This is a genomic window from Acinetobacter sp. YH12072, from assembly GCF_013419565.1.
Lineage (GTDB): Bacteria > Pseudomonadota > Gammaproteobacteria > Pseudomonadales > Moraxellaceae > Acinetobacter.
The window spans coordinates 42,058-67,300 of record NZ_VOZV01000014.1; the positions used below are offsets into that span (position 1 = coordinate 42,058).

Consider the following 25,243-nt stretch of genomic DNA (forward strand, 5'->3'; position numbering starts at 1 on the left):
GTTATTTATCCTGATGAGATCGAATTAAGCCTTTACAATCAAATAATACCGGTTCAGGTTCGAGCATAATCTTGAATTTGTCCCAGACAGCCTGCTGTACTGCGCTATAGGTTTGACGGACATCCGTCAGAGAAGCATGACCATAGTTCACCAGAACCAGTGCCTGTTTATGGAACATGCCAACTGGCCCAAGCTGTTTCCCCTTCCAGCCTGCCTGATCAATCAGCCAGCCTGCCGCCATTTTAACCTGATCATTGGCCTGCGGATAATGGGGCAAATTAGAAAAATGCACAGCAATTCGGTCAAAAACCTGTTGATTTACGATAGGATTTTTAAAGAAACTTCCCACGTTTGGAAATTCTTTAGGGTCAGGAAGTTTGCTCTGACGAATCCGGATCACCTGCTGCTGTAAGTTTTCTGCTGTGAGATTATCACCCACCGCTGCTTTAAGATCACCATAATTCAGTTTCAGATTTGCCTGTTTTAGTAATTTAAAAGTAACGTGTGTAATCACATAACGTGTTGGATCATCTTTAAAAATACTATGACGATAGGAAAAATGACAGTCTGAAGCAGGAATGGAATCAAATTTTTTCAGCTTACGGTCATAGACCTCTACCGCATGAATAAATTCGCCGACTTCGACACCATATGCCCCAATATTCTGCACTGGAGATGCGCCGACCAGTCCGGGAATCAGGGCCAGATTCTGTAGACCATAGAGTTTCTGTTCTGTCGTCCAGAGTACGAAGTCATGCCAAACTTGGCCCCCACCTACCCGCAGACATTGATGCTGCTCATTTCCTTCTAGCATTTCAATGCCCTGGATATCCATATGCAGGACGAGAGCATCAATCTGTTCCGGCAATAACATATTGCTACCGCCAGAAAGAATCAGCACATTCAGTTGTTGCTGCTCAGCAAACTCCAGTGCAGCAATCAGATCATCAGTTGATTGGATCCGGCTGTAGTAAGCGGCAATCACTTCGAGATTTAGCGTATTAAAAGGTTTAAGTTGAACCTGAGTCTGAATCTGCATGACTTAAACCTTTTCTGTTTGATGTTGTTTAAAAATTTCTACCCAGGCCCGACTGCTGGACTCACATTGGTTCAGGACACGCTCAAAACCATCTGCCCCGCCATAATATGGATCTGGCAAAGCCTGTTTTGGATAGTGCTGATCATGTTCACTCATTAAAGCAACCTGGGCACGCAGGCGTCCGAATTCTGCCTCTGCCTGATGCTGGAGCGCCTGAATATCTGCCAGATTTTCCAGATCCATCGCTAGAATCAGATCATAATCAATAAAATCATGGGTTTTGAGTTGACGCGCACGCAGGCCAGAAAGATCATAACCCCGTTTTAAGGCATGTTGCTGGCTACGCAAATCAGGTGCTTTCCCCGGATGGTAATTACTGGTTCCTGCTGAGTCGACCACAATATCGAGTTTCTGTTCATCACAATAATGTCTGAGTACCACTTCTGCCGTGGGAGAACGACAAATATTTCCCAAACAAACACATAACACCTTATATGGCGTTCTGGATGACATAAACAACCTCAGAGTTAATCATTTTCAAGATACTTATGTTAAGTTATTTACCTGATGAATCCTATATCACCGCCCCATAATAATTTTGTATTTGCGATAAAAATTAAAGGATAAAGACATGAATCGATTTCAGTTTCAAACCGTTCCCAACATCATCGCCGGCCTCGGCACGATTCAGGAATTATCCTCTATTCTCAAACAGGGCCGTTATCAGCGTGTTTTACTAGTCACTGATCCAGGCATGCTACAGCATCAATTACACCTGCCTATTCTGGAAATTATTGAAGATGCGGGACTGGATTATGCAATTTATTCCGATGTACAGGCCGATCCACCTGAGCATGTAGTGCTTGAAGCAGCAGATTTTGCCAAACAGGAAAATGTCGATATCGTGATTGGCTTTGGTGGTGGCAGCTCTATGGATGTCGCCAAGCTGATCGCAATCTTGAGTCATCCGGCACAGCACCAATCTTTGTCTGATCTGTATGGCGTAAATCAGGCTACTGGCCCCCGTTTGCCCTTGATTTTGGTTCCTACCACTGCAGGTACAGGATCTGAAGTTACTCCGATTTCAATTGTCACTACAGGTGAAATTACCAAAACCGGAATTGTGGCACCGATCCTGTTTGCAGATACTGCCATTCTGGATGCAACCTTTACCCAAAATCTGCCGCCCTTAATTACTGCTGCGACCGGCATTGATGCCATGGTCCATGCCATTGAAGCTTATACTTCTAAAATCAAAAAAAATCCCTATTCCGATATGCTGGCCAAGCATGCCTTAAAACTGTTAAATGCCAATCTTCAACGTGTGCTAGATGATGGTCAGGATCTGGACGCACGTCAAAACATGCTGGTCGGCTCGATGCTAGCAGGTCAAGCTTTTGCCAATGCACCAGTAGGTGCAGTGCATGCTTTGGCTTATCCATTAGGTGGACATTTCCATATTTCGCATGGACATAGTAATGCACTGGTATTAACTGAGGTGATGAAATTTAATACGCCGGATGCCAAATCGCTCTATGCCGAACTGATGTGCTGGTTAGATCCACAAAGCAAAGGCTGTCACGATGGCCTGACTGACCTGTTTATTGATCATTTTAATAACCATCTGGTGAAAAGTGGCTTAACCCTGAAACTCAAACAGTTAGGAATTCCTGAACATATGCTGATGATTATGGCGGAAGATGCCATGAAACAGAGCCGCCTGTTACAGAACAATCCACGTGAACTTACTCTGGAAGATGCTTACAACATTTATCAGGCGATCTATTAGATTTAGGATTATTTTCGACTCAGCAGATCTAGCCACTACAAGTTATTTAAAAATATGAAAGCAGCTCTTAAACAACGCGAACATTATTCATTTTTTCTGCCGATACAGACTCGTTGGGCGGACAATGACCTGTATGGCCATGTCAATAATGTCACTTATTACAGCTATTTTGATACGGCCGCGAATGCCCTTTTGATTCAGGAAGCCGCATTTGATCCCAAATATTCTCCAATGATTGGACTGGTGGTCAGCTCGCAATGCCAGTTCAATCAGGAACTGTCTTATCCGGAAATTATTGAGGTAGGTGTCGCCATAGAAAAAATGGGGAATAGTTCTCTCAGCTATGATCTGGCAATCTTTAAAATGAATTCTGATACGGCAGCCGCTCAAGGCAGTTTTGTGCATGTGTTTGTCGATCGCTACACACGAAAAAGTACCCCGATTCCAGCTGAAATGCGGGATGCTTTAGCGCGTTTTGTCTCAGCCTAAAATTATTTTATTTCAGCTGAATATTGTGCAATTCACCATCAAACTGTTCCAGCAAGTCACGTACAGCCGGTTCAGCATGCAGCAGCTCTTCTGCGCGTTTAAAAGCGCGTACTTTACGTTCTTGCTGCATGGTATATGGCGTTAACTGCTCTACATCTTCAAACTTCACCTGGAAAATGGTCTGTGGCCATTGTTCCCGCAAAGCTGCTTCCAGATGATGTTGTAGCTGCGACAAAAGCGGCTGATAACGCTCTGGAATATGAAAGACCGATGCTGCATTAATCTGACCAGTCATGATGCCATACTGAGCCAATTCCTGAACTGCCGGAGATAACTGGCTGTTACGGAACCAGAATTCCCATTTTTCTACCGTCCATTCACCCTGCATATCCTGTACCGGAATTTGCAGAATATCCTGAGGCATCAGATTACGGTCTGTAGAAATATTTGTATTTTCGATCTGAGTAGATGCAACCTCAGTCTGAGTAGAAATTTCTGGCTGGCTTTCATCTGCTTTATGAATCACTTGTTCTGATTCAGGAGCTAAAGCATCCAGACTAAACTCGGATTCTTGTTCTACTGGTGCAGCAATATCATTTTCAGGAATGAATTCTTCTAAGAGAAAATCATCACTGCTGGCTTCAGGGCTGGATGGAACAGGTTCTGCAGGAACATCGTCAAAACCAAACAGGCCATCTTCCAGGTTTGGATCAAATACAATCTGATCAGACTCAGATTGTTCTACTCTAGTTGATTCAGCTTGTATGACTTGAGGCTCAGAATTGGTTTCTGGCTCGTCTTCATCCAGAAAATCATTCGAAGATGGTTCAGACTGTGCAGTGACTGGATGATTATCCTGATCGTCTTCATAGCCAGCATCTAATGAAAAATCTTCTCCAGCAGCTTGAGCAACCGGCGCACTTTCCTGCTGCGTTATCTGATGTTGCTGTGGAACTGATGCAGCAGGTACAGCTTGTGGTATCTGAGCTGTATTGGCTGGAATTTCATTGGGCTGTAGCGGACGGAAGGCTAGCAAACGCAGCACCGTCATCTCAAAGCCTTGCTCCTGCGTAACCGCAAGCTGTAGGTCAGCCCGGCCTTTACAGGCAATCTGATAATACAGTTGCAAATCTTGTGCTGAAATCAAAGCCGATAACTGCATGATCTTTTGATTGATCTCGGCACTGTATTTCAGGCTTAAATCCGGCAGATATTGTAATAAAGCCAGTTCATGCAGGGTAGAAATCAGCTGATCTAATACCAGTGATACATCCAGCGCCTGCTGACGGAATTGCAATAATAATTCGCTAACACGTGCTTTCTGATTCTGATGAATCGCCAGAATCAGATCGTAAATGATGGTTCGGTCGATCAAGCCCAGCATGTCTTTGACATCCTGATGTTGAATGGCACCCTGACCATAAGCAATCGCCTGATCCGTTAAAGACAAAGCATCACGAAGCGAACCCTGTGCTGATTCGGCAATCTGCCAGATCGCATCCTGATCAGCCTGAATGCTTTCTTTGGTGAGAATATTACCCAGATGTTCAGTAATTTCATCAACAGCCAATGGACGCAAAGTAAATTGCAGGCAGCGAGAAATAACAGTAATCGGCAGCTTTTGCGGATCTGTGGTTGCAAACAGAAATTTGACATGCTCCGGTGGTTCTTCCAGTGTCTTTAATAGAGCATTGAAAGAATGCGTGGACAGCATATGTACTTCATCGATCAGATAGACCTTGAAACGACCCTGAGTTGGCGCATAAGGGACATTGTCCAGCAGCTCACGGGTATCTTCAACTTTGGTACGTGATGCCGCATCGATCTCAATCAGGTCAATAAAACGGCCTTCATTGACGGCGGTACAGGTCGGACATACCTCACAAGGAGTCGAAGTAATACCGGTTTCACAGTTCAAGCACTTCGCCAAAATACGTGCAATCGTGGTTTTACCAACACCACGCGTTCCCGTAAACAAATAGGCATGGTGCAAACGGCCACGCTCCAGTGCGCTGGTTAAGGCACGTGAAACATGGTTTTGACCGACCAATTCGTTGAAATTGCGGGGACGGTATTTTCGCGCAAGTACTTGATACATGTATGCTCCTTTTTACAGGTCTAAGCATACTGTTTTTTTATAAAATAGTGAATGAATTAATCAGTTATGATCTGGAGAGATAGACCTATCAATCTGATTTAAATCAACTATCTCGAAGCTGTTTGCTCCATTTTTATGCCTGACTGAAATATCAGGATATTTTTAGTATATTTGGAAAATAAAATATCTATTGATTTTCGCTCTATTTGAGCGGATTAATACAATCTTAGAAATAAAAATTTCTGATCAAAGATAAAGGATTGGGTTGAATCTGTTTAAGCGAATCGCCCTAAAATAAAATCACTCTGCATCTGGTAGCGTTTACCGCTTTTGTCTTCACGGATTTCCAGCACATGCTCTTCCAAATCAACATACAGTAAATTACGAGTCGCTACATTCACCAGCTCAATTTTCTGATGAGAATCATCTTGGAAACGAATCGGGCCACTAAAGGTTTCCACCTCATTATGACCACTCAGGCTTTCACGTTCTAAAGTATAAGTTTGATCTTCGTGCAGAGTTAGCATGACAGCCATGCCCGGACAATCATCACAACGGGACAAGCAGCCCATGCAAGGAGTTGTACCCTGATACTCTCCCGCCCATGCTGGAATCTGTGCCTTGGCTTCAACAATAGTATTTTTAGCTGATTGGGTTTGATCCTGACAACCGAATAAAGCACCGGTTGCCACTAAGGGAATCAGTATTACTTTTTTCATGGTTTCATTTCGCAGCACTGGAATTTGCCACAAAATAGCATATTTTAAATGACTGACTAAACTCCCAAATCAAGGATATTCAGTTAGCGCCAGCCTTTTCTTCCCGTCAATACCGCATCAGCACAGCGCAAAGTTTCCTGCGTCAGCCCCCAAAGACGGTAATCTCCAGTTAATGAACCTGTTGGGAAGTTATGGGTATAGGCAAAACTTAAACCGCGTTCCGGATCACACCAGGCACCAGAACCGTTAAAGCCCATATGACCAAAACCTGTAGAGGCTTTACCCAATGTCAAAATACGGTGATAACCCAGACGCCAGTGCATTGGCACAGGCATCACCCGATCACGACGGGTATATTGCACCTGGCTTAGTCGCTGGAATACTGGAGGTGAAATCAACTGCTGGCCTTGCCATGCACCGTGATTGGCCAACATCGCATAGATTTTTGCCAGACTGTCTGCAGTAAAGACCCCATTGGCTGAAGGAATAATCGCCTGTAATCCCTCATTACTAAAGAAGCTAAAATTCTTCATGCCTTTAGGAATCATGCCATCCTGAAAATCTTGGGGGCTCTGGCCACTCCAGACCAGAGCACGCTCCATTAAACCGGGTTTGCGTGTAACTACTTTTTTGCCTTTAGAAGATTGAGATGCAGACTTTGCTTTAAAGATCGGTCGCGCAACTCGAGGCAGTTCATCCATCGGCACACTAAAATAGGCACCATTTAATTGCAGAGGCTGAACTAAATATTCCTGCATTAATTGGTTTAATGATTTACCGGTTGCCTTTTCCAGTACTCCACCCACCTGCCAGCCAAAAGTCAAAGGTTGATAAGCGGCATCTGTCGTGGTCTGAAAACGTGGCTCAGCTGCCGCGATCCGCTCCAGCATGTGTGACCAGTCAGCCATTTCAGTGGCATCATCAATGATATTACGGATATCAAACAAACCACTTTGATGGCTCAGCATATGTGCCAAAGTAATCGACCGTTTACCTTTCTGTGCAAATTCAGGCCAGTATTCTGCAACTGATCTGTCATAGTCGAGATAACCCTTACTTACCAGAATGTGTGCTAATGTCGCCAGTACACCTTTGCCAGTGGAATAGCATAGTGACATGGTATCGGGCTGCCAGTTTTCAGTGACAGACTTCTTCCCGGTATAGATATCGACAACTTTTTGTCCCTGAAAATATACAACAAGTGCCGCACCACCCTGATCAGTACGTGCATCCTGTAAGCGGCTAAACTGACGAGCAAGGTCGCGAAAACGCGCATCCACATTGCCCTGATAATTATGCTGATCAGCAAACAGATAATCTTTAATTGGCTGCATCATTCTATCCATAGAATTTTGATCCCTTAAAATGAAAAAGCCTAAATCGAGTTTAGGCTTTTGATTCAGATTTAAATCGCTTTTACATGGCCGGTCACATGCGGCTTCTGGTTTTTGCTGTTCCGGATCAGAAAGTCTGTATCATTCGCTGCTTGAGCAGTCAGGAACTCAACTTTAGAGGGTAAGTACATCGGCAGCTTAAACCAGACATCGGCTTCATACGCATCCGGCAATGACAGATTAGCCAGCGCTTTGGCTTTGCTCCACATACCATGTGCAATCGCCTGTTTAAAACCAAAAGCCTTCGCTGTAACAGCATGAATATGAATCAGATTAAAATCACCTGAGGTCATGGCATAACGGCGGCCGGTATTTTCTGAAATTTTCCATTCAGTATTTAGCTTATAGTCTGGCGCTTTACTTTCTGCCGGTTTAACAGCCGCTTTAACATCAGTCTTTTGACGTGAAAGATAAGTCGTTAATGCCTCAACGACGACTTCATTGCCTACTTTGACTGTGGTAATAAAATCAAACTGAACACCTTTGTCATGAGGCTGTAACTCACCAAATTTGCATGACAGGGTTAAAGTCTCATTTACACCGACTTTACGGTACTGCTTGACCTGATTACGGATATGTACCAGTCCTAAAATCGGGAACGGAAATGCTTCCGAGGTCATCATGTGCATTTGCAGACTTTGAGACAGCACGGTCAAATAAATAGCTGGAATATAACCATTATTTTTAAAGCCACATACTTCATTATAGGCTTTTAAATGTTTCTGATCGACCTTGAATGAATCCACCACATATTCAACTTGCGGTAGAACTTTTTCAGCTTTCGGCTTTTTAAAAATCAAGCCTTGAATCACTTTTGAATAGGCTAAATAAGGTTTTGGAAGTTGACTAAAATGGCGCGTATTCATACTGAACCTTTAAAATATTCTTTTCATTTATATATGAGTGGAGTTCTCTCTCCCTTTGGGAGAGAGTTAGAGAGAGGGCTAAAAAAAGGCCCCTAATCTCCCTCTCCTAAATCCTCTCCCTGAGCTTTAATTAAACTGCAAGAAAGGACTTGATGCTTTAAGCCCCTAATAGGCTTTGACCACAGACACGAACCACGTTGCCATTTAAACCTGTTGAAGCCGTAGAAGCAAACATGGCAATTGTTTCTGCAACATCTACAGGTAGACCACCTTGGCTCATTGAGTTCATACGGCGGCCAGCTTCACGGATTGCAAATGGAATCGCAGCCGTCATTTGTGTTTCGATAAAGCCCGGTGCAACGGCATTAATCGTTATACCATTTTTTAAGGTTGGTGCTGTGAATTTCACCACACCAATCACACCCGCTTTAGACGCTGCATAGTTGGTTTGACCCAGGTTACCTGCAATGCCTGAAATTGAGGATACACAGATAATACGGCCATTGGCATTTAGACCATCGTTGGAGATTAAATAGTCATTTACACGTTCAATGGCAGACAGGTTGATGTTAATCACCAGATCCCATAGCTCAGGTTTCATATTGGCCAAAGTCTTGTCGCGGGTAATACCGGCATTGTGCACAATAATGTCCAGACCGCCTTGCTCAGCTGCTGCTTTGATTTTCTCACCTGCATCTGCAGCAGTAATATCGATGGCTAAAGTTGAACCGCCAATTTCGCCGGCTACACGGTCAAGGTCTGCTTGCTGTTGCGGAACATCCAGACAGATGACATGTGCGCCATCACGTGCCAATACATGAGCAATCGCTTCACCAATACCACGGCTCGCACCAGTCACTACAGCAGTTTTGCCCGCTAATGGTTTAGTCCAGTCTACATCCACTTTTTCAGCAGGTGAAACACGGATCACCTGACCAGAAACATAGGCAGAACGTGGAGAAACTGCAAAGCGTAAAGCAGATTCAAGATTTGCTTCAGCACCGGCATCTACATAGATCAGGTTTGCTGCAATTCCCTTTTTAAACTCTTTACCCACAGATTTTACAAAACCTTCCAGTGCGCGTTGAGCAATTGACTGACTGACTGATTTAGCAGTTTCAGGCGTAGTCCCCACAATCACGACATGGCCAGAACTTTGGATTTGACGCGCAATCGGGTTGAAGAAATCATAAAGTGATTTTAACTGTTCTGAATTTTCGATTCCTGAAGCATCAAAAATGACAACTTTGAATTTTGATTCTTTATCGCCCGGATTAAACGCGCCCAGATTCAGTCCAGCCGATGCAGCAGCCTGTTGCAGTTCAGCATTGTTACCTGCATAACTATTGGCATGAATATTTGCCAGAACCTGAGCAATAGCACCAGTCAAGGTACTTGCCGGTGCTGCTCCAAACAATACCGCACCTTTGACAACTGGTGTAGCAGACTCAAAACGGTCTAAAGAAGTTGGGGATGGCAGACCCAAATTTTTAATGACAAATTTACCAATAGGAGATTTTGCAAAAGTTTGGTACTGATCAGTCATGTTTATTATCTCTCATACAAATTAATTTTTGGTTGATCTAAAGTTATCCTTAAACTTCAGTATGATGCCAGACACTTATATTTCAATAGATCTACCAGTTTCCGCCCAATCATACTTGAGATAACAGGCAGATGACTTGACCTAAGCGCAGTCTGTAATGTCATTGTAGTCAATACAGCCTATCTTCTTCTATGCTAATGTAACCGCCAAGAAGACGATCTATTTGCCTGGTAAAGCCTTATGAGCAAAACAACTCAAGATAATCCAGCAGTCGAGAACTCTGCGACAGAAACTGTGTCAAAACCATCAACGCGTAGCAAGCGTAGCACTAAAAATCCTGATACAGCCAATGCCACAGAAAAAAGTCCGGCTAAAACCACACGTACACGCAGTACATCTGCACGTACCAAAAAAACGACTTCAAGCCAACAAGATTCAACATCTATAACACAGACTTCTGTTCAACAGGAACCAAACATGAGCCAAAATACAGTTCGCCGCGTTGCTATTATCGGTGGTAACCGCATTCCATTTGCACGTTCTAACGGTGCTTACTTTACGGCATCCAATACTGATATGTTCACAGCAGCCCTGAATGGTCTGGTTGAACGTTTTAACCTTCAAGGTCAACGCTTAGGTGAAGTGGTTGCAGGTGCTGTACTGAAACACAGCCGCGACTTCAACATGACTCGTGAATGTGTACTAAATACTGCTCTTGCACCGGAAACCCCTGCTTATGACATTCAGCAAGCATGTGGTACTGGCCTTCAAGCGGCATTCTTGGTCGCGAACAAGATTGCTCTAGGTCAGATCGAAGTGGGGATCGCAGGCGGTGTAGATACGACTTCTGATGCGCCAATCGCTTTCGGTGATGGCTTACGTAAAGCATTACTTGAGCTGAACATTGCGAAAACGGCGAAAGACCGCTTAAAAGCACTGACTAAAATCAATGTGAAAGACCTGATGGACGCACCAAAAAATGGTGAGCCACGTACTGGCCTGTCTATGGGTGACCATCAGGCAATTACTACACTAGAATGGGGTATTTCCCGTGAAGCGCAAGACGAGCTTGCAGCCTCTTCACATCAAAAAATGGCAGCAGCCTATGAAGAAGGTTTCTTTGATGACCTGGTGACTCCATTCCTGGGTCTTGAACGTGACAACAACTTGCGTCCAGATTCTTCAGTTGAAAAACTGGCGAAACTAAAACCTGCATTCGGTAAAGGCGATGCACGTACCATGACGGCGGGTAACTCTACTCCACTGACTGATGGTGCGTCTTGTGTGCTATTGGCTTCTGAAGAATGGGCTAAAGCAAATGGTCATGAAGTACTGGCTTACCTGACTTTCCAGGAAACTGCTGCCGTTGATTTCGTAGAGAAGAAAGAAGGCTTGTTGATGGCACCTGCTTATGCAGTTCCTCGTATGCTGGAACGTGCTGGTCTGAAACTTCAAGATTTTGACTACTATGAAATTCACGAAGCATTTGCATCGCAAGTACTTTCAACGCTGAAAGCTTGGGAAGATCCAAAATTCTGTAAAGAACGTTTAGGTCTGGATGCTCCACTAGGTTCAATTGATCGTGCCAAGCTGAACGTAAAAGGTTCTTCTCTTGCTGCAGGTCACCCGTTTGCAGCAACTGGCGGTCGTATTATCGCAACTGCAGCAAAACTGATTAACCAGAAAGGTTCAGGTCGTGTACTGGTTTCGATCTGTGCAGCTGGTGGTCAAGGCGTAACAGCAATTATTGAAAAATAATCCAAACCTCATATAAAAAAGCCGCTCTTTATGAGCGGTTTTTTATTGCAATATTATTAGCGAAGCATTTGAGGATTACTCTAGTAAAGACTCAAGTTAAGCTTTTCGGTAGTCTGGTTCCAGCCCCATTTTGGCCTCAAGGTGATCATAGCACCACTGGAAGATAAAGGTATACACCAGAATACATAGTGTCATCGCCAAATCCAGAAGAAAAGCCTGCGCCAGACCGATCTGTAATGCATAAGCTACCATCGGAATCGTCGCCAGCATCAAACCACCCTCAAATCCAATCGCATGAGCAATCCGCACTTTGATGGTTCTTTTCAGACAATGTTTGGCTTCAAACTTTTCAAAATAATGATTAAACAGCATATTCCAGAACATTGAAGTGACAGCCATCGCAATTCCGAGAGCGCCTGTGACCTCAAGCGGCATATGCATGAGCGTACTCAGTAATATGGCAATCACCACCAATAAAATGCCTTCATATAAGGTGGCATGAATCAGTCTTCTTTTCGAAATTAACATTTCCGTTCAACAAGTCAGGAGATAAAAGAATTTTATTTTTTTAAATTTGATTATTCGAGTTAGAATCTATCAATAAAAATGAAAGATAGAATTCATGAATATTAATCAAGAACAGCTGCTAATGTTTAAACTGGTCATGGAAACCGGCTCCTTCTCTGCTGCTGCACGTAAACTTGGTAAAGTTCCTTCTGCAGTGAGCATGTCCATTGCCAATCTGGAAATTGATCTTAATCTGGTGTTATTTGAACGCATTGGCCGTGAACCGAAACCCACCGCACAGGCGCAAGTGCTATATGAAAAAACTGAACAGCTTTTGGTTGAAATGAATCAATGGAAGCAACATGCGCTTGCGCTCAGTTCTGGTCTGGAATCTGAATTAAATATTGTGGTGGTGTCTGAGCTCCTCCATACCCGCTGGACCGATTATATCGTTTTGCTGGAACGGGAATTTCCAGCCCTGCAAGTTAATGTCTTTAGCGCACCTCAGGAAGATGCTCATCACATGCTATTTGAAGGTTCAGCGCAGTTAGCGCTGATGTTTGAACGAGAACAGCTGGAAACCCGTGAACAGTTTATAGAATTAAAGCGTGAGGTACTGGTTGCTGTGGCGGCCAAACAGCATCCATTAAGTCAATTTCACCAGGTCAGCTATGAACAGATTTTACAAAACCGACAGATTGTTGTTGCCAGTCGTGATCGTAGCATTAAGCCAGAACTGCTCTTTTCCCGGAATTACTGGCGCACTGACAATCATCATTCAGCCTGTAACATGATCCAGCAAGGTTTGGGCTGGGGTGTACTCCCTCTGGAAATGATCAATGAACAGCTACATTTGCAGGAGCAGCTACAGATCTTGCAGCTGCTCGATTTCACCCCAAAATTTGAATATTTTGTCGATCTGGTCTGGAGCCGGGAAACTCGACTGGGTACAGCTGCTCATTTTTTGATTAATCACTTGCGTCAGCAGCGAAAAACCGACCATTAATCACAGAAATTCAACGACAGTCTACTTGGTAAGAGGATGATTTATGATATATAAGAATGCATAAGCAATAACCATAGAACTAGATCGTAATGACATTAACTGCATTAAACCAATTAAAAAACTTGACGACTATTGTGGCAGATAGCAGTGATTTAAGCGCAATTGAGAAATTTCGCCCTCTGGATGCAACCACAAATCCATCTCTGATTACTGCAGCAGCGAAACAACCTGAAAATCAGGCATTGATTGAAGCTGCTTTTCAACAAGCCCAGCAAGAAAGCTATGTGAATAATGCCCTGATTGAACGCACGATTGATATTTTGACCGTCAAATTCGGTGTTGAAATTTTAAAACTGATTGAAGGTCGTGTTTCGACTGAAGTGGATGCTTCCCTGTCTTTTGATACTGAAGCGACCATCGCCAAGGCTAAAGAATTACTCGCGCTGTATGATCAATATGGAATTAATTCTGACCGCATCCTGATTAAGATCGCATCAACCTGGGAAGGCATTCAGGCAGCGAAAGCACTGGAAGAAGAAGGTATCCATACCAACCTGACCTTATTATTTGGTCAGCATCAGGCTCATGCCTGCGCTGATGCCAAAGTGACTTTAATCTCACCTTTTGTCGGCCGCATTCTAGACTGGTACAAGAAAGCGGAAGGTGTTGAGTCGTATCCGATCGAAAAAGATCCGGGCGTACTCTCAGTGAAGCGCATTTATGAATTCTATAAAGCGCATGGGATTAAAACTGAAATCATGGGGGCAAGCTTCCGTAGTATTGAACAGGTCCTGGGCCTCAGCGGTTGTGATCTACTGACTGTCGCACCAAACTTGCTGGAACAACTGGAAAATGATCAGCGTGAAGTTCAGGCTCAGCTTTCAGCCAAAGATATTCAATCTCAAGGTGAACTGAATCCAATCAGTCATGCCGATTTTGATGCGCAACTGAAACAGGACCAGATGGCCAGTGAATTACTGCAAGGTGGTATCGATGGCTTTATCAAAGCCCGTGAACAACTGGCGGCTTTATTAAAGGAAAGTTTTTTGAGCACCACCTAAATTCACAGCGAATTTATAGAATTTCTCCAAGCCGATGTTGCTATAATGCCGCATCGGCTTTTTTCATTTTTGCGAGTTCTTCGTGTTTGGTATCACAGATCTAACGACCTTTATTATTGGGACAACGTTAATTGTGTTACTGCCGGGGCCGAATTCCCTCTATGTCATGTCAATTGCCTCCCGCTTTGGCATCAAGACCGGTTATATGGGTGCCTTAGGGGTTTATACCGGTGATCTGATTCTGATCCTATGTACGGCGTTAGGCGCAGCCTCCTTACTCCATACGTTCCCCGTGCTGTTTATTGCCCTGAAAATTATCGGTGCTGTTTATCTCAGTTATCTTGGGATCAAACTGATCATTGCCGCCTATCAGACTTTCTTTCCGAAACAGTCGTCACAATGTGTTCAGATTAAAAAGGCTACTTCTGAAACTGTCGAGTCGATTCAGCCTTTCCGTACAGCATTAACAATCAGTGTTTTAAATCCTAAAGCGATTCTGTTCTACCTGTCTTTTTTCGTGCAGTTTGTTGATCCTGTTTACCCTTATCCGGCACTGACTTTTGCACTCTTGGCTTTAATCCTGCAACTGATCAGCATGACCTACCTTTCAATCCTGATCTTTTCCGGGGTCAAACTCGCGAGCTATTTCAACCAGAATTATAAATTGACGGCTGGCGGGGTTGCTTCAGTAGGAATTCTCTTCTGCGGGTTCGGAATTAAACTGGCGACTTCAACCTTCTAAAAATTAGCAGCTTTCTGGCAAGAGCAGCGCTTTCAAAAATTGTTAAAAACATTGTGTTGATATATGAAAAGCGTATGATTTAAACGCATTTAAAAATAGTGTCATGGATGATGCCTAAACTTTTACAAGATCTCTCCTTTCCTGCCATCATGGCGGGTTTTATTACCTGCATGATTGGGATCAGCGTATCCGCGGTACTGGTCATTGAAGCAGCCCAAAGCCTGGGTGCAAATGCAGCGCAAATCAGTTCCTGGTTATGGGCACTCGGTATAGGTATTGGGGTTTCCGGCTTTCTGCTTTCCTGGAAATATCGTTATCCGATTTCCACCGCCTGGTCGACAGCCGGTCTAGCGTTAATTATTGCCTCCGCAGGCCATTACAGTCTGGCCGAAGCGATTGGCGCTTTTCTGATTTGCGGTATCCTGATTGCCTGTCTGGGATTTTTCGGAATATTTGACCGGATTTTTCAGTTTATTCCACAAAGTCTGACCAGTGCCATGCTGGCTGGTGTCTTACTGAAATTTGGTATTTCAGTATTTGGCAGCCTGCAACAATCCTGGGGCTTTGTACTTACCGTACTGGCCATTTATCTCATTTCTAAAAAGCTCAGTACCCGTTATAGCATTGTCATTACCGTACTGCTTGCAATTGTACTCTGTCCGTTCTTTATCGATTTTACACTTCCTCATTTGAACTGGAGTATCGCTCAGCCTGTATGGACCACGCCAGAATTTAGCCTGCAAGCTATTTTAGGACTAGCTCTTCCGCTGATGGTGATTAATCTGGCATCGCAATATTTACCAGGCCTGGCTGTAATTAAAAGTTATGGCTATCCACCCAAGGTAAATTCGATTTTAGGTTGGACGGGCCTCACTCAAGCACTACTCGCTCCCTTTGGCTGTTTCAGTGTTAATCTTGCCGCGATTAGCGCAGCAGTCAGTCTGGATGCACAGGCACATCCTGATCCGGCTAAACGTTATATCGCGGGTATGAGCTGTGGTCTGTTTTATATCCTGATGGGTTTCTTCGCTGCGACCCTGACCAGCTTATTGATGGCTTTTCCAGGTATTCTGATTACGGTTCTGGCTGGCATTGCCCTGTTTGGCACCATTGGCCATAACATCGCACTGGCTTTTCAGGACAGTCATGACCGGGAAGCCGCACTGATGACCTTTCTGTTCAGTGCATCCAATATCCAGTTTTTTGGAATAGGTTCAGCTTTCTGGGGCCTACTGCTTGGTTTGATGGTTTATTTACTATTTAGGCTTAAACCTCAGCTGGCTTAGACTTATATCTATCTCTTTTAATGTCCTGCCGTTTGAGAAAACAGATTAATGACCACTACACTGGAAATAATCAGGGCAATACCAATAAAAGCAGGAAGATCCAGCGCCTGCTTAAATACAATATAACCGACAATGGCCGTGAGAATGATCCCGACACCGGCCCAGATCGCATAAGCAATGCCTAAAGGAATCACCTTAATCACCTGAGACAGCAAATAAAACGCGATACAGAATAAAACAACCACCGCTAAAGAAGGCCACAAACGGGTAAAGCCTTCAGATTTCACTAGAAATGTAGATCCAGTGACTTCAGCAATTATAGCCAAACCCAATAAGAGATGTGCCCAAGTTGCAGGATTCATTTTTTCACTCTCCAAATTTATCTTTCCTAGACCAAAACTTAGTTATGGTCTTAAGAAATAAATTTTTTATAAGTTTATGTTGAGGGGCGAAAGCTGATGCAAAAAATCCAGCGTCTTGATAAAAGTCTGCTGACTTTCTTTCTTGCCCATAAAGAACTGATATTCATGAATCAGCCAAGCTTTAGATTCGGGATAAAAAACTTCTGTTACTGGAACCTGCTGCGCTTTTAAAGCTTTGATAAAAGGCAAGGATTGGGTGTCGGTCAGAAAATCCTTGTTGCCCCCGCTAATGAATACTGGCGGATAAGATGGCGTAATATACTGGATTGGAGAAATACGTTTGAGAAACTCGGTATCATTTTTACGATCCCCTGTATAGGCCTGAATCAGGCTATATACTCCCCACTCTACGATCTTCATTTCATCAGGTGCGGTACTGGCAAATGACTCCAGGTCATAAATACCGCAGTGCAGAATCAGACCTTTAAGCTGGGATGGTTGCAGATAAGGCTGAAAATTAGATTGTTTGGCGAAGTCTGGATTTGTTAGAAGCGCAGCATAATGGCTGGCCATATTCGCTCCGGCAGAATCTCCGGCCAGATATAAATTTTCGGCATCAATCTGGTATTCGGCTGCATGTTGAGTAATGAACTCCAAGGCCTGATCAATCTGATGTAACTGGCTTGGATAAATGGCTTGAGGTGCAAACTGATATTGGACCGATACCACGTTATAACCTTGCGCAGCCAGAAGTTTAAAATAACCTCGGGCATGTTCTTTTGAACCAGAAATCCAGCCACCACCATGAATCCACACAATAGTTGGTTGAGGGCCAATACTTTCGATATTTTGTGGTTGATACAGATCCAGAGATAGTTTTTGCTGCGGTTCATAGACAATATTCTGATGCACGATGACCGAACCTGGTGCATAGCGATCCATCACCTTTTGCTGCATCCCTGTGGTCAAATTAAAAGCACTGGCAATGACCCGGCTGTTCTGTACAGTATTTTGACAGCCTGCCAGAATAATTGAACAGAACAACAATAAATGAATAGCAAAAAACCTCAAAACCTTCCCCCTCGATCAGCCCAAAAATAAGCTCAGGCAGTTTAAACCATCCCCAGAAAAACAGCGTCATTTATCCTGTTATTTTTGATCAATAAAACCTGAATCCCTAGTTTTTTGCTCTGTTTTTTCTTTCATCAAATCTCTGCATTTATGTGAAAATACCTGTAATTTAAAGATTTTTTTCCATTTTTCAGCTTTTTGCAATTGCACCCATGGGTACATTGTGCTATCAATAAATCAGAGCGTAAAAAACACACAACATACGGAGAAAAATCATGGCTTACCAACATATTTTAGTCCCAGTAGACGGTTCAGATATTTCCTTTTCTGCAGTTCGACATGCAGCCAAAATTGCCAAGGCATTTGGCAGTAAACTTTCCCTGATTAGCCTGATTGCAGAAGACCCTTTTACTGAAGCTGACTTCTACTACAGTTCAACGATTATGAAAGAGTATTTTGCTCAGGCTCATGCCAATGCAAAAAATGCCCTAAAAGAAGCCACTGCAATTGCAGGCAGTGAAGGTATAGAAGCAGATTCCCGCATTGTGACTGGCCTGGTGAATGCCGAACATATTGCTGAGACTGCAGAGGAAACCCAGGCTGATCTAATCGTCATGGGTTCACACGGCCGTAAAGGCTTCCAGAAAATGATTCTGGGCAGCTTTGCACAGGATGTTCTTGGCGCCAGTCAAATTCCGGTGTTAATCGTTAAAAAATAATCTGATTTGCGCATCTTCAAGGTGCGCAATTTTTTCAGGCAGTGTTTCTGTCTGAACCCTTCTACAGTAAACCTCCATTTTCTAAATGATCATTTCACTGCATATTCTAAAAATGAGGAAGCACCATGCAAAACTATGAACATATTCTTGTCGCACTCGATGAATCCTCGATGTCCTATGCTGCAGCTGAACATGCCCGTGAGCTGGCCAAAGCTTTTAATAGTAAGGTGACATTGGTCAGTATTATTGCTGTAGACCCATTTAAAGGCGTGGACTTTTATAAGGTTGCTCCCGCAGTCACTGACTATTTCATGCAGGCAGAACAACATGCACTGGATCTTTTAAATGAGATTAAGGCAAATTTTGTGCATGATGGTACACAAGTCACGACCAAGATCATTCATGGTATGGCACCTTCTGAAGGAATTCTTCAGGCAGCGCAGGAAGTTCCGACCGATCTGATTATCATGGGATCACATGGCCGTAAAGGTCTGCAAAAACTGATGCTGGGCAGCGTGGCACAGAATGTCCTTTCCCAGTCCGAGATTCCGGTATTGATTGTGAGACCTTAACGTAACCCAGACAACAAAAAAGCCTGCGATGCAGGCTTTTTTTAGCGAACTTTTTGATTCAGTTCGTTCAGGAAGAGTTCAGCATCCAGCTGGCTATTAAATACTTTTTTGTATTCTCCAGCTTGCTGAATAGAATGCGGTGTATATTGAAGGGAGATTTCAAACAGACCAGTCGCAGCATTTCTGCTGACATGAACCGCAATAATATGCCGAGTATTTAAATAAAAACCATCTTCGATTTTCACTAACATCTTGAATAAGACCTCTAGTATATCAATTTGAAGATTTCTTCATGTTTAATAGAAAAGTATAGTTTTACTTTCCTATCTAGCCTCTTACTGTAAACCTTTTATGTGACTGATTTCACATTATAGTATTTTAAATGCGCTTAAATTCACCATTTAAAATAAGTCAATAATAAAAAGCCGGATCAGTTGATCCGGCTTTTTACATAACGATCTTATACGCTTAACATACTGTTCAATGTCTCTGAGACATTTTTCGATTTCACCTGTGGTTTTAAAGCTTCAAGTTGTGCTTTGACTTCACTGCGTTGTGGTTCAATCAGGGTATACCAGCGTGAAAGCACCTGAAGTAGACGTGAACCGACAATCGGGTTTTTCTGATCCAGATATTTCGCCAGCTCGATATAATGCTGCACACCAAAGCTCCAGGTATTGACCGGATTGGCATTCAAACCGCCACTCACCGCACGGATACGGTTTGGCACTTTCAAGTCATAATCCGCATGCTCAGTGAGTGCTTTAATTGTTTCTGCAGTCGCTTTTGGATGAGCTGCTTGCAGCATGAACCATTGATCCAGTGCCAGTGCTTCATCTTTAAAGCGGTTATAGAAATCATCCAGGAATGCTTTGGCTTGAGGCGCATCATTCCATACCAGCACACGCAAGGCACCCAAACGTTCAGACATATTGCCTGTATTTTGGTATTGCTGCTCTGCCAGTTCAAATGCACTTTCATCACCTTGACGTGCAATCAGCATCAACATGATATTTTTCAGTGCACGCACACCCATCGCCTGAGAGAAATCTGACTGCAGCTCAGGATCCAGACTCAGATAGATTTCTTTAGCTGTTGCTCCAAAGGCACGTGCCAATTTATGCAGCAAGGCATCACGTTTTTCCTTGATCATGGCTGGATTATAGTCTGTATCAATACGGCTACCCAGGTAACCTTCAGCCGGTACATCAAACAGACGGGAAGCCAATAACGGATCTTTTTGAATCAGATCAGGCAAGGTATTTAGCATTGCCTCGATATAGATTTCAGAAGGTTGATCATCCAACAAAATGCGTTCTAATAAAGTCTGGGTCGCCTGCCACTGGTTAAAACCATTGGTTTCATATTGCAACAGGAACGCCAGTTCTTGTTCAGAGTAATCAAAATGCAGATCAACGGGTGCAGAGAAGTTACGTAGTAAAGAAACCACCGGCTTGCTGGTTAGACCGCTAAACTCGATGGTCGCTTCATCCTGATCAAACAGATACACCCCATCTTTGACGCCATTTTCAAATAAGGCATCAGTGTGCAGGCTCAGCTGCTCGCCTGTAGCCGCATCAAACAAAGCCAAAGCCACTGGAATCGGAACAGCTTTCAGATTCGGATATTTCGGATGAGCTTTCAGACTTTGCTTAAAGCGAAGACGATAAGTTTGTGTATCTGCATCATACTCACCTTTAGCGACCAGTTTCGGTGTACCTGGCTGGTTATACCAAGTCAGGAAGTTTGATAGATCTACCCCTGAACCGGCAGTCAAGGCAGCTACCCAGTCTTCAACCGTTACGGCCTGACCATCATGACGGCGGAAATATTCATCTGTACCTTGACGGAATTTTTCTTTACCGAGCAAAGTCGCCATCATACGGTTAATTTCCGCACCTTTTTCATACACGGTCGCCGTATAGAAGTTATTAATTTCTACAAAATGATCCGGTCGCGGTGGATGCGATAAAGGACCAGAATCTTCCGGGAACTGATGCGCTTTTAGTACTGCCACATCATCAATACGCTGTACGGCAGCAGACTGTAGATCTTCCGAGAAAGACTGATCACGGAATACAGTCAAACCTTCTTTCAGACATAGCTGGAACCAGTCACGGCAAGTAATCCGGTTACCTGTCCAGTTATGGAAATATTCATGGGCAATCACTGATTGCACACGCATGATGGCAGCATCAGTTGTATATTCTTCATCAGCCAATACGCATGAGGTATTGAAGATATTCAAGCCTTTATTTTCCATCGCACCCATGTTAAATGCGCTGGTTGCTACGATCATGTAATTGTCGAGATCATATGGCAGACCATAATGCTCTTCATCCCAACGCATGGAATGCTTTAAAGCTTCCATCGCGATTTTGCATTTTGGAATGTCTTTTTCTTCAGCATAGATTTCCAGTGCAACATCACGACCCTCTGATGTGGTATAGCGATCTTTCATCACTGCCAGATCACCGATTACGCAGGCAAATAAATAGCTCGGTTTCTTGGTCGGATCCTGCCAAAGCGCATAGTGACGGTTTTTATCCACTTCGCCGGTTTCGATTAGGTTACCGTTAGCCAGTAGAACCGGATACTTTTTGTCAGCTTCGACACGAGTGGTAAATACAGACAATACATCTGGGCGGTCTGGATAGAACGTAATTTTACGGAAACCTTCCGGCTCATTTTGAGTCACGAACAGATCTGAACTGGCCTGATACAGACCTTCCAGCATGGTATTGCTTTCTGGATGAATCTTGACCACTGTTTCAATAGTCGCCTGATCTGGAGCATTGCTAATCACCAGTTGCTCAGCATCTAGAATATAATCTGATGCATTTAGTGGCTGACCATTTAACTGGATTGATTGCAGTTCCAGGTCACGACCAAGCAATACCAGATCACCTGCTGTTTGACGCTGCATCTCCAGTTTGCTGCTGACCAGCGTATGATCGTCATAGACTTGAATATTCAGGTCGATTGAATCTACAACAAAAGAAGGTTTTTGATAGTCTTTTAAATAAATGGTTTGATCTGCTTCGATCACCGGATTCGCCGCGATATTCATATAATGTCCTGATCCTTTTTGCACAGCTTCTAAGGCAAAAGATTGTCAATGCATTGATCATACGCCTTGATCTTGAACCTGTCTGTGCGTTTCATTTGTATTGTATATGGGAATAATTACTGATCTTTTCAATTGAGCTACATCAAAATATACGATAATCGCCTTATATTTGCCCGATATCTAAAATCCCCATCTCTAAAACAACTTAAAGATAAAATAAAAAAAGCTTTCATCTGCACTGTATGATTCCTCTATGCATGATTCCTGCACATGCAAAGTATTATTCCAATATGAAAAATTACTGCCTGGGTTCAGGACAACCTTATATCTAATTTAGATGCTGGGCGCTGCAAAACCTGACTTCTAAAAGATTAAGTTCTGGTTAATCTGCGTTCCAAATTTCATTTTAAATGCACAAATGACATGCACCAGTTTGAATGCATTTTGCATCACCCAACAGCAATGGCAGGATTCAAAGAAAGATATATGCCAAGTTTTCGGCTAATATCATATTTTTTTACATTTTCTTATGTGCTTGATTTAAAAATATATAATTTATGATTAATAGCAATTCCGAAATATTGATTAAAAAATGAGCATAGTTTTTGCTACAGTTTAAGTGTGTTTTCTCCAAGCGCAAAGACTCCAAAAATAACGACAACAAAGAAATTGAGGTGAGCTATGTATTTAAAACAGCATGTGGTACGGATTGAAAATCTTAAAATACTTCAGGTTCTGGATCAGGCCAATATTGATCATAAAGTCATTGCCCTGTTTATGAGTTCTGAGGGCGTTCAGCTACAAGCGCATGAGGTCAGTGCGATTCTGAATACTTATGATGCACTTGGTGCCAAAAAGGTTCCATCCAAAAAAGTGCAGGCGTTGATTCAAGCGAAACATCAGGGAGAGGAAGACGAAACATTACCATGCCCTGTTTAAAAACGATGATCCAGTTTTCTTGAATACAGGGCTACTTCGGTAGCTCTGTTCGTTTAAAGGCTCTCTTCTCCTGAAAATCTGCTGCATTAAAAATATTCTCAAATGACGCGTGACTTTGATGAGCTGTGTATAATCGCAGTTTCTCTTTATTCTGGAGTTGTGCGCAATCATGGTATTCAACGTTCTGCAAAAACAGCTTGATGAAAGTACGCAGTGCCCGTTATGTAAGGCCTCCATGTACTGGATCGAGGCAGAACAGTATGATCAGGACATTACTTATCATGAATGCAGCCACTGCCAGCATCAGCTCTATACCGACCAGAAACATAACTGTTATTGCGATCAGTGTCTGGCTCAGCGTAAACGTATGCTGAAAGAAGTCCGTTTACAGGAAAACCGGAAATTTCATAAAAAACAGGATCGGCATGAATATGAGCTCAATCAGCTCAGCTTTATTAATAAACTGTTTCTGCTCTCGATTCTGGATGAACAGGTTCAGGAACATAGCCAGCATCAGGAATATATTGACTGGCATGCCATTAAATATTATTCCATCAGCCCGAATTACCTGTATCAGCATGGTCTGGTCAAAAATCTGCTGAAAGACCAGATTCTAGTTCCTAGAGATATTCAACAAGAGAATCAGCAGTACTATATTAATGTACGTCTGGATGGCTATTCTGAGCCAAGCCTGTTTAGTATTACCCAGCAATTGCGTTACTGGTTCTATGAAAATCTGAGCAAAGGCGTACCTTTTAAAAGTGCGGATGAAGTCAAAGATGCACTGTATTGTCTGCTGTATCAGGAAGTCATTCAATTCGCACAGTTCTATTGCCGTAGCTGGGGTATCCAGATTGCGGGCAATCAAAGTTTTCAGGCTTTCTGCCATCGCCTGCTCGATGTTTTGGCTGTGGGACAGATTTATTATCTGGTGCAATCGGCCCTCGAATATCTGTATCAGCAGAAAGCTTTAAAACCACGAAATGAAAATTTCATTAATACCAATTTACTGAAAAAGACCCTACAGCAATATCGGGAACGTTCAGTGAATGAAAAATGGGAAACCTCTATCCTGCCTCGTCCACCGCAATTGCCTTTGAGCAAGATGAGCAGCATCCTGTTTTTCCGCTTCCTGGGTTATGATGAAAATATTTTCTTCCAGCCGGTCTGGCGTTCATGGCAAAAGATTGAACCACGCCTGAAATTTTATTCACAAAAACGCTGTATGCATTGCGGCTCACAAGAGCTTACTGTTGAATATGATGCCAGTGATTATGTCAGCCTGTTATGCCGTAACTGCAAACATCAAGACCATTATTTTACCCGCTAAGCATTTAGCAGCTCTATTCATATTTGAAAGATCAGGATGATGAATACTTCCGTGCAACAATTACAAAATACTCTTTTCGATCAGATCTGTGAAGCCTGGTCATTGCTTCAAGAGCAGCAACCCTTGGTGCATGTGATGACCAATGCGGTGGCCAGCAATTATGTGGCCAATATCTTGCTGGCTGCGAATGCTTCGCCCGCTATGATTGATAATCCTTTTGAAGCAGAGAGCTTTGTCAAAATTGCTGGAGCACTCAGTTTAAATTTGGGAACGCCGACTACCGAACAGGTCGAGGCGATGCAGATCGCTGCTAAAACAGCACACAGTATCCAAAAGTCATGGGTACTAGATCCTGTTGGTTATGGAAATGTACTGCATTGGCGTTCAGGTGTTGTGGATCAGCTCATGACCTATCAACCCACAATTTTACGGGGGAATGCTTCAGAAATTGGTGCTTTGGCAGGGAAAAATATTGAGTCCAAAGGCGTCAATAGCACTGTCGATAGCTCAGAAGTCTATCTACAGGCGCAGGCCTTACTGGAACAATGTGAATGTATCGCTATTTCAGGTGAGTCTGATTACATCATTTCCAGAGATTATCCGGTGATTCAGGTTTTAGGCGGTTCATATTTACAGCCGCGCGTCACAGCAACTGGATGTGCCCTAGGGGCCCTGATTGCAGCGTATAGTGCAGTAAGTTCTCCTGCGATCGCAGCGCTCTCTGCTCATGTTCATTTTGCAATCGCCGGTCAATTGGCTTTTGCCAAAGCACCGACCTTAGGCCAGTTTAATGCTGCATTTACCGATGAGATCCATCAATTGAATATAGAAACGATCCGTCAATATGCAGACTTTCGGATTTTGGCGGATTAAGCATCAG

General features: G+C 43.3%; 24 protein-coding genes. 12 read left to right on the forward strand and 12 right to left on the reverse strand.

Features of this window, described 5'->3' with window-relative positions:
- Window position 1 precedes the first annotated feature (1 nt).
- Window positions 2-1,039, reverse strand: coding sequence for a UDP-N-acetylmuramate dehydrogenase (gene murB / locus FTU19_RS07820; protein ID WP_180130629.1), 1,038 nt, complete (start codon window positions 1,037-1,039; stop codon window positions 2-4).
- A gap of 3 nt (window positions 1,040-1,042) precedes the next feature.
- Window positions 1,043-1,552 carry a low molecular weight protein-tyrosine-phosphatase gene (locus tag FTU19_RS07825; protein WP_004783908.1) on the reverse strand — a complete coding sequence of 170 codons (510 nt, stop codon included), beginning with the start codon at window positions 1,550-1,552 and terminating at the stop codon, window positions 1,043-1,045.
- Between the two features lie 118 nt (window positions 1,553-1,670).
- Between FTU19_RS07825 and FTU19_RS07830 the strand changes: the two genes are divergently transcribed.
- A complete protein-coding gene (locus tag FTU19_RS07830) occupies window positions 1,671-2,828 on the forward strand; it encodes an iron-containing alcohol dehydrogenase (protein WP_180130632.1) in 1,158 nt (385 codons plus the stop codon).
- Window positions 2,829-2,882: 54 nt separating this feature from the next.
- On the forward strand, window positions 2,883-3,317 hold the full coding sequence (locus tag FTU19_RS07835; protein ID WP_104425981.1) for a thioesterase family protein: 435 nt from the start codon (window positions 2,883-2,885) through the stop codon (window positions 3,315-3,317).
- Window positions 3,318-3,324: 7 nt separating this feature from the next.
- On the opposite strand, the gene dnaX is transcribed toward FTU19_RS07835, so the two are convergent.
- The 5 genes from dnaX to FTU19_RS07860 form a co-directional block, all read right to left on the reverse strand.
- Window positions 3,325-5,415: a DNA polymerase III subunit gamma/tau gene (gene dnaX / locus FTU19_RS07840; protein ID WP_179992460.1), complete on the reverse strand. Its 2,091-nt coding sequence runs from the start codon at window positions 5,413-5,415 to the stop codon at window positions 3,325-3,327.
- 275 nt (window positions 5,416-5,690) lie between these two features.
- A complete protein-coding gene (locus tag FTU19_RS07845; protein WP_004783916.1) occupies window positions 5,691-6,134 on the reverse strand; it encodes a copper resistance protein NlpE N-terminal domain-containing protein in 444 nt (147 codons plus the stop codon).
- Window positions 6,135-6,217: 83 nt separating this feature from the next.
- A complete protein-coding gene (locus tag FTU19_RS07850; RefSeq protein WP_180130634.1) occupies window positions 6,218-7,480 on the reverse strand; it encodes a serine hydrolase in 1,263 nt (420 codons plus the stop codon).
- 59 nt (window positions 7,481-7,539) lie between these two features.
- A complete protein-coding gene (locus FTU19_RS07855; protein WP_180017574.1) occupies window positions 7,540-8,394 on the reverse strand; it encodes a MaoC/PaaZ C-terminal domain-containing protein in 855 nt (284 codons plus the stop codon).
- A 157-nt stretch (window positions 8,395-8,551) separates the two neighbouring features.
- Window positions 8,552-9,940, reverse strand: coding sequence for a 3-oxoacyl-ACP reductase (locus FTU19_RS07860; protein ID WP_180130637.1), 1,389 nt, complete (start codon window positions 9,938-9,940; stop codon window positions 8,552-8,554).
- A gap of 240 nt (window positions 9,941-10,180) precedes the next feature.
- Between FTU19_RS07860 and FTU19_RS07865 the strand changes: the two genes are divergently transcribed.
- Window positions 10,181-11,698 (forward strand): acetyl-CoA C-acetyltransferase, encoded by a 1,518-nt coding sequence (locus FTU19_RS07865; RefSeq protein WP_180017576.1) that lies wholly within the window; start codon window positions 10,181-10,183, stop codon window positions 11,696-11,698.
- A 96-nt stretch (window positions 11,699-11,794) separates the two neighbouring features.
- On the opposite strand, the gene aceI is transcribed toward FTU19_RS07865, so the two are convergent.
- The gene (gene aceI, locus FTU19_RS07870; RefSeq protein ID WP_166135007.1) at window positions 11,795-12,226 is read right to left on the reverse strand and encodes a chlorhexidine efflux PACE transporter AceI; all 432 of its coding nucleotides are present in this window, start codon (window positions 12,224-12,226) and stop codon (window positions 11,795-11,797) included.
- Between the two features lie 94 nt (window positions 12,227-12,320).
- On the opposite strand from aceI, the gene FTU19_RS07875 reads away from it, so the two are divergent.
- The 4 genes from FTU19_RS07875 (at window position 12,321) to FTU19_RS07890 (ending at window position 16,300) form a co-directional block, all read left to right on the forward strand.
- Window positions 12,321-13,211: a LysR family transcriptional regulator gene (locus tag FTU19_RS07875; protein WP_166135010.1), complete on the forward strand. Its 891-nt coding sequence runs from the start codon at window positions 12,321-12,323 to the stop codon at window positions 13,209-13,211.
- Window positions 13,212-13,300: 89 nt separating this feature from the next.
- Window positions 13,301-14,272: a transaldolase gene (tal, locus tag FTU19_RS07880; RefSeq protein WP_180130640.1), complete on the forward strand. Its 972-nt coding sequence runs from the start codon at window positions 13,301-13,303 to the stop codon at window positions 14,270-14,272.
- An 82-nt stretch (window positions 14,273-14,354) separates the two neighbouring features.
- Window positions 14,355-15,014, forward strand: coding sequence for a leucine efflux protein LeuE (leuE, locus tag FTU19_RS07885; protein WP_180033507.1), 660 nt, complete (start codon window positions 14,355-14,357; stop codon window positions 15,012-15,014).
- A gap of 110 nt (window positions 15,015-15,124) precedes the next feature.
- Window positions 15,125-16,300 (forward strand): benzoate/H(+) symporter BenE family transporter, encoded by a 1,176-nt coding sequence (locus FTU19_RS07890; protein ID WP_180033514.1) that lies wholly within the window; start codon window positions 15,125-15,127, stop codon window positions 16,298-16,300.
- A gap of 17 nt (window positions 16,301-16,317) precedes the next feature.
- Here FTU19_RS07890 and FTU19_RS07895 read toward each other — a convergent pair whose 3' ends face one another.
- Window positions 16,318-16,662, reverse strand: coding sequence for an SMR family transporter (locus tag FTU19_RS07895; protein ID WP_180130643.1), 345 nt, complete (start codon window positions 16,660-16,662; stop codon window positions 16,318-16,320).
- Between the two features lie 66 nt (window positions 16,663-16,728).
- The gene (locus FTU19_RS07900; RefSeq protein WP_166135016.1) at window positions 16,729-17,733 is read right to left on the reverse strand and encodes an alpha/beta hydrolase; all 1,005 of its coding nucleotides are present in this window, start codon (window positions 17,731-17,733) and stop codon (window positions 16,729-16,731) included.
- 275 nt (window positions 17,734-18,008) lie between these two features.
- Between FTU19_RS07900 and FTU19_RS07905 the strand changes: the two genes are divergently transcribed.
- Together FTU19_RS07905 and FTU19_RS07910 are read left to right on the forward strand one after the other, a co-directional pair.
- Window positions 18,009-18,452, forward strand: a complete 444-nt coding sequence (locus tag FTU19_RS07905; protein WP_125279008.1) for a universal stress protein — start codon at window positions 18,009-18,011, stop codon at window positions 18,450-18,452.
- Between the two features lie 125 nt (window positions 18,453-18,577).
- The gene (locus FTU19_RS07910) at window positions 18,578-19,024 is read left to right on the forward strand and encodes a universal stress protein (protein ID WP_104425970.1); all 447 of its coding nucleotides are present in this window, start codon (window positions 18,578-18,580) and stop codon (window positions 19,022-19,024) included.
- A 41-nt stretch (window positions 19,025-19,065) separates the two neighbouring features.
- Here FTU19_RS07910 and FTU19_RS07915 read toward each other — a convergent pair whose 3' ends face one another.
- Window positions 19,066-19,275: a hypothetical protein gene (locus FTU19_RS07915; protein ID WP_004783945.1), complete on the reverse strand. Its 210-nt coding sequence runs from the start codon at window positions 19,273-19,275 to the stop codon at window positions 19,066-19,068.
- A gap of 209 nt (window positions 19,276-19,484) precedes the next feature.
- On the reverse strand, window positions 19,485-22,094 hold the full coding sequence (gene pepN / locus FTU19_RS07920; RefSeq protein ID WP_180130646.1) for an aminopeptidase N: 2,610 nt from the start codon (window positions 22,092-22,094) through the stop codon (window positions 19,485-19,487).
- Between the two features lie 681 nt (window positions 22,095-22,775).
- On the opposite strand from pepN, the gene FTU19_RS07925 reads away from it, so the two are divergent.
- From FTU19_RS07925 to thiM, 3 genes are all read left to right on the forward strand, one after another.
- Complete coding sequence (locus tag FTU19_RS07925) at window positions 22,776-23,033, forward strand: hypothetical protein (RefSeq protein WP_166135025.1); 258 nt, start codon at window positions 22,776-22,778, stop codon at window positions 23,031-23,033.
- A 169-nt stretch (window positions 23,034-23,202) separates the two neighbouring features.
- Window positions 23,203-24,363: a hypothetical protein gene (locus FTU19_RS07930; RefSeq protein ID WP_180130649.1), complete on the forward strand. Its 1,161-nt coding sequence runs from the start codon at window positions 23,203-23,205 to the stop codon at window positions 24,361-24,363.
- A 39-nt stretch (window positions 24,364-24,402) separates the two neighbouring features.
- Window positions 24,403-25,236 (forward strand): hydroxyethylthiazole kinase, encoded by an 834-nt coding sequence (gene thiM, locus FTU19_RS07935; protein WP_166135031.1) that lies wholly within the window; start codon window positions 24,403-24,405, stop codon window positions 25,234-25,236.
- Window positions 25,237-25,243 lie beyond the last annotated feature (7 nt).

Bases quoted from the DNA above. Each gene is read 5' to 3' on its own strand.
- FTU19_RS07850 (WP_180130634.1), bottom strand. From the start codon at position 7,480: ATGGATAGAATGATGCAGCCAATTAAAGATTATCTGTTTGCTGATCAG.
- pepN (WP_180130646.1), bottom strand. From the start codon at position 22,094: ATGAATATCGCGGCGAATCCGGTGATCGAAGCAGATCAAACCATTTAT.
- dnaX (WP_179992460.1), bottom strand. From the start codon at position 5,415: ATGTATCAAGTACTTGCGCGAAAATACCGTCCCCGCAATTTCAACGAA.
- FTU19_RS07860 (WP_180130637.1), bottom strand. From the start codon at position 9,940: ATGACTGATCAGTACCAAACTTTTGCAAAATCTCCTATTGGTAAATTT.
- FTU19_RS07930 (WP_180130649.1), top strand. From the start codon at position 23,203: ATGGTATTCAACGTTCTGCAAAAACAGCTTGATGAAAGTACGCAGTGC.
- FTU19_RS07905 (WP_125279008.1), top strand. From the start codon at position 18,009: ATGGCTTACCAACATATTTTAGTCCCAGTAGACGGTTCAGATATTTCC.
- tal (WP_180130640.1), top strand. From the start codon at position 13,301: ATGACATTAACTGCATTAAACCAATTAAAAAACTTGACGACTATTGTG.
- FTU19_RS07835 (WP_104425981.1), top strand. From the start codon at position 2,883: ATGAAAGCAGCTCTTAAACAACGCGAACATTATTCATTTTTTCTGCCG.
- FTU19_RS07910 (WP_104425970.1), top strand. From the start codon at position 18,578: ATGCAAAACTATGAACATATTCTTGTCGCACTCGATGAATCCTCGATG.
- FTU19_RS07845 (WP_004783916.1), bottom strand. From the start codon at position 6,134: ATGAAAAAAGTAATACTGATTCCCTTAGTGGCAACCGGTGCTTTATTC.
- FTU19_RS07865 (WP_180017576.1), top strand. From the start codon at position 10,181: ATGAGCAAAACAACTCAAGATAATCCAGCAGTCGAGAACTCTGCGACA.
- FTU19_RS07825 (WP_004783908.1), bottom strand. From the start codon at position 1,552: ATGTCATCCAGAACGCCATATAAGGTGTTATGTGTTTGTTTGGGAAAT.
- FTU19_RS07895 (WP_180130643.1), bottom strand. From the start codon at position 16,662: ATGAATCCTGCAACTTGGGCACATCTCTTATTGGGTTTGGCTATAATT.
- aceI (WP_166135007.1), bottom strand. From the start codon at position 12,226: ATGTTAATTTCGAAAAGAAGACTGATTCATGCCACCTTATATGAAGGC.
- FTU19_RS07925 (WP_166135025.1), top strand. From the start codon at position 22,776: ATGTATTTAAAACAGCATGTGGTACGGATTGAAAATCTTAAAATACTT.
- thiM (WP_166135031.1), top strand. From the start codon at position 24,403: ATGAATACTTCCGTGCAACAATTACAAAATACTCTTTTCGATCAGATC.
- FTU19_RS07855 (WP_180017574.1), bottom strand. From the start codon at position 8,394: ATGAATACGCGCCATTTTAGTCAACTTCCAAAACCTTATTTAGCCTAT.
- FTU19_RS07875 (WP_166135010.1), top strand. From the start codon at position 12,321: ATGAATATTAATCAAGAACAGCTGCTAATGTTTAAACTGGTCATGGAA.
- FTU19_RS07890 (WP_180033514.1), top strand. From the start codon at position 15,125: ATGCCTAAACTTTTACAAGATCTCTCCTTTCCTGCCATCATGGCGGGT.
- FTU19_RS07830 (WP_180130632.1), top strand. From the start codon at position 1,671: ATGAATCGATTTCAGTTTCAAACCGTTCCCAACATCATCGCCGGCCTC.
- murB (WP_180130629.1), bottom strand. From the start codon at position 1,039: ATGCAGATTCAGACTCAGGTTCAACTTAAACCTTTTAATACGCTAAAT.
- FTU19_RS07915 (WP_004783945.1), bottom strand. From the start codon at position 19,275: ATGTTAGTGAAAATCGAAGATGGTTTTTATTTAAATACTCGGCATATT.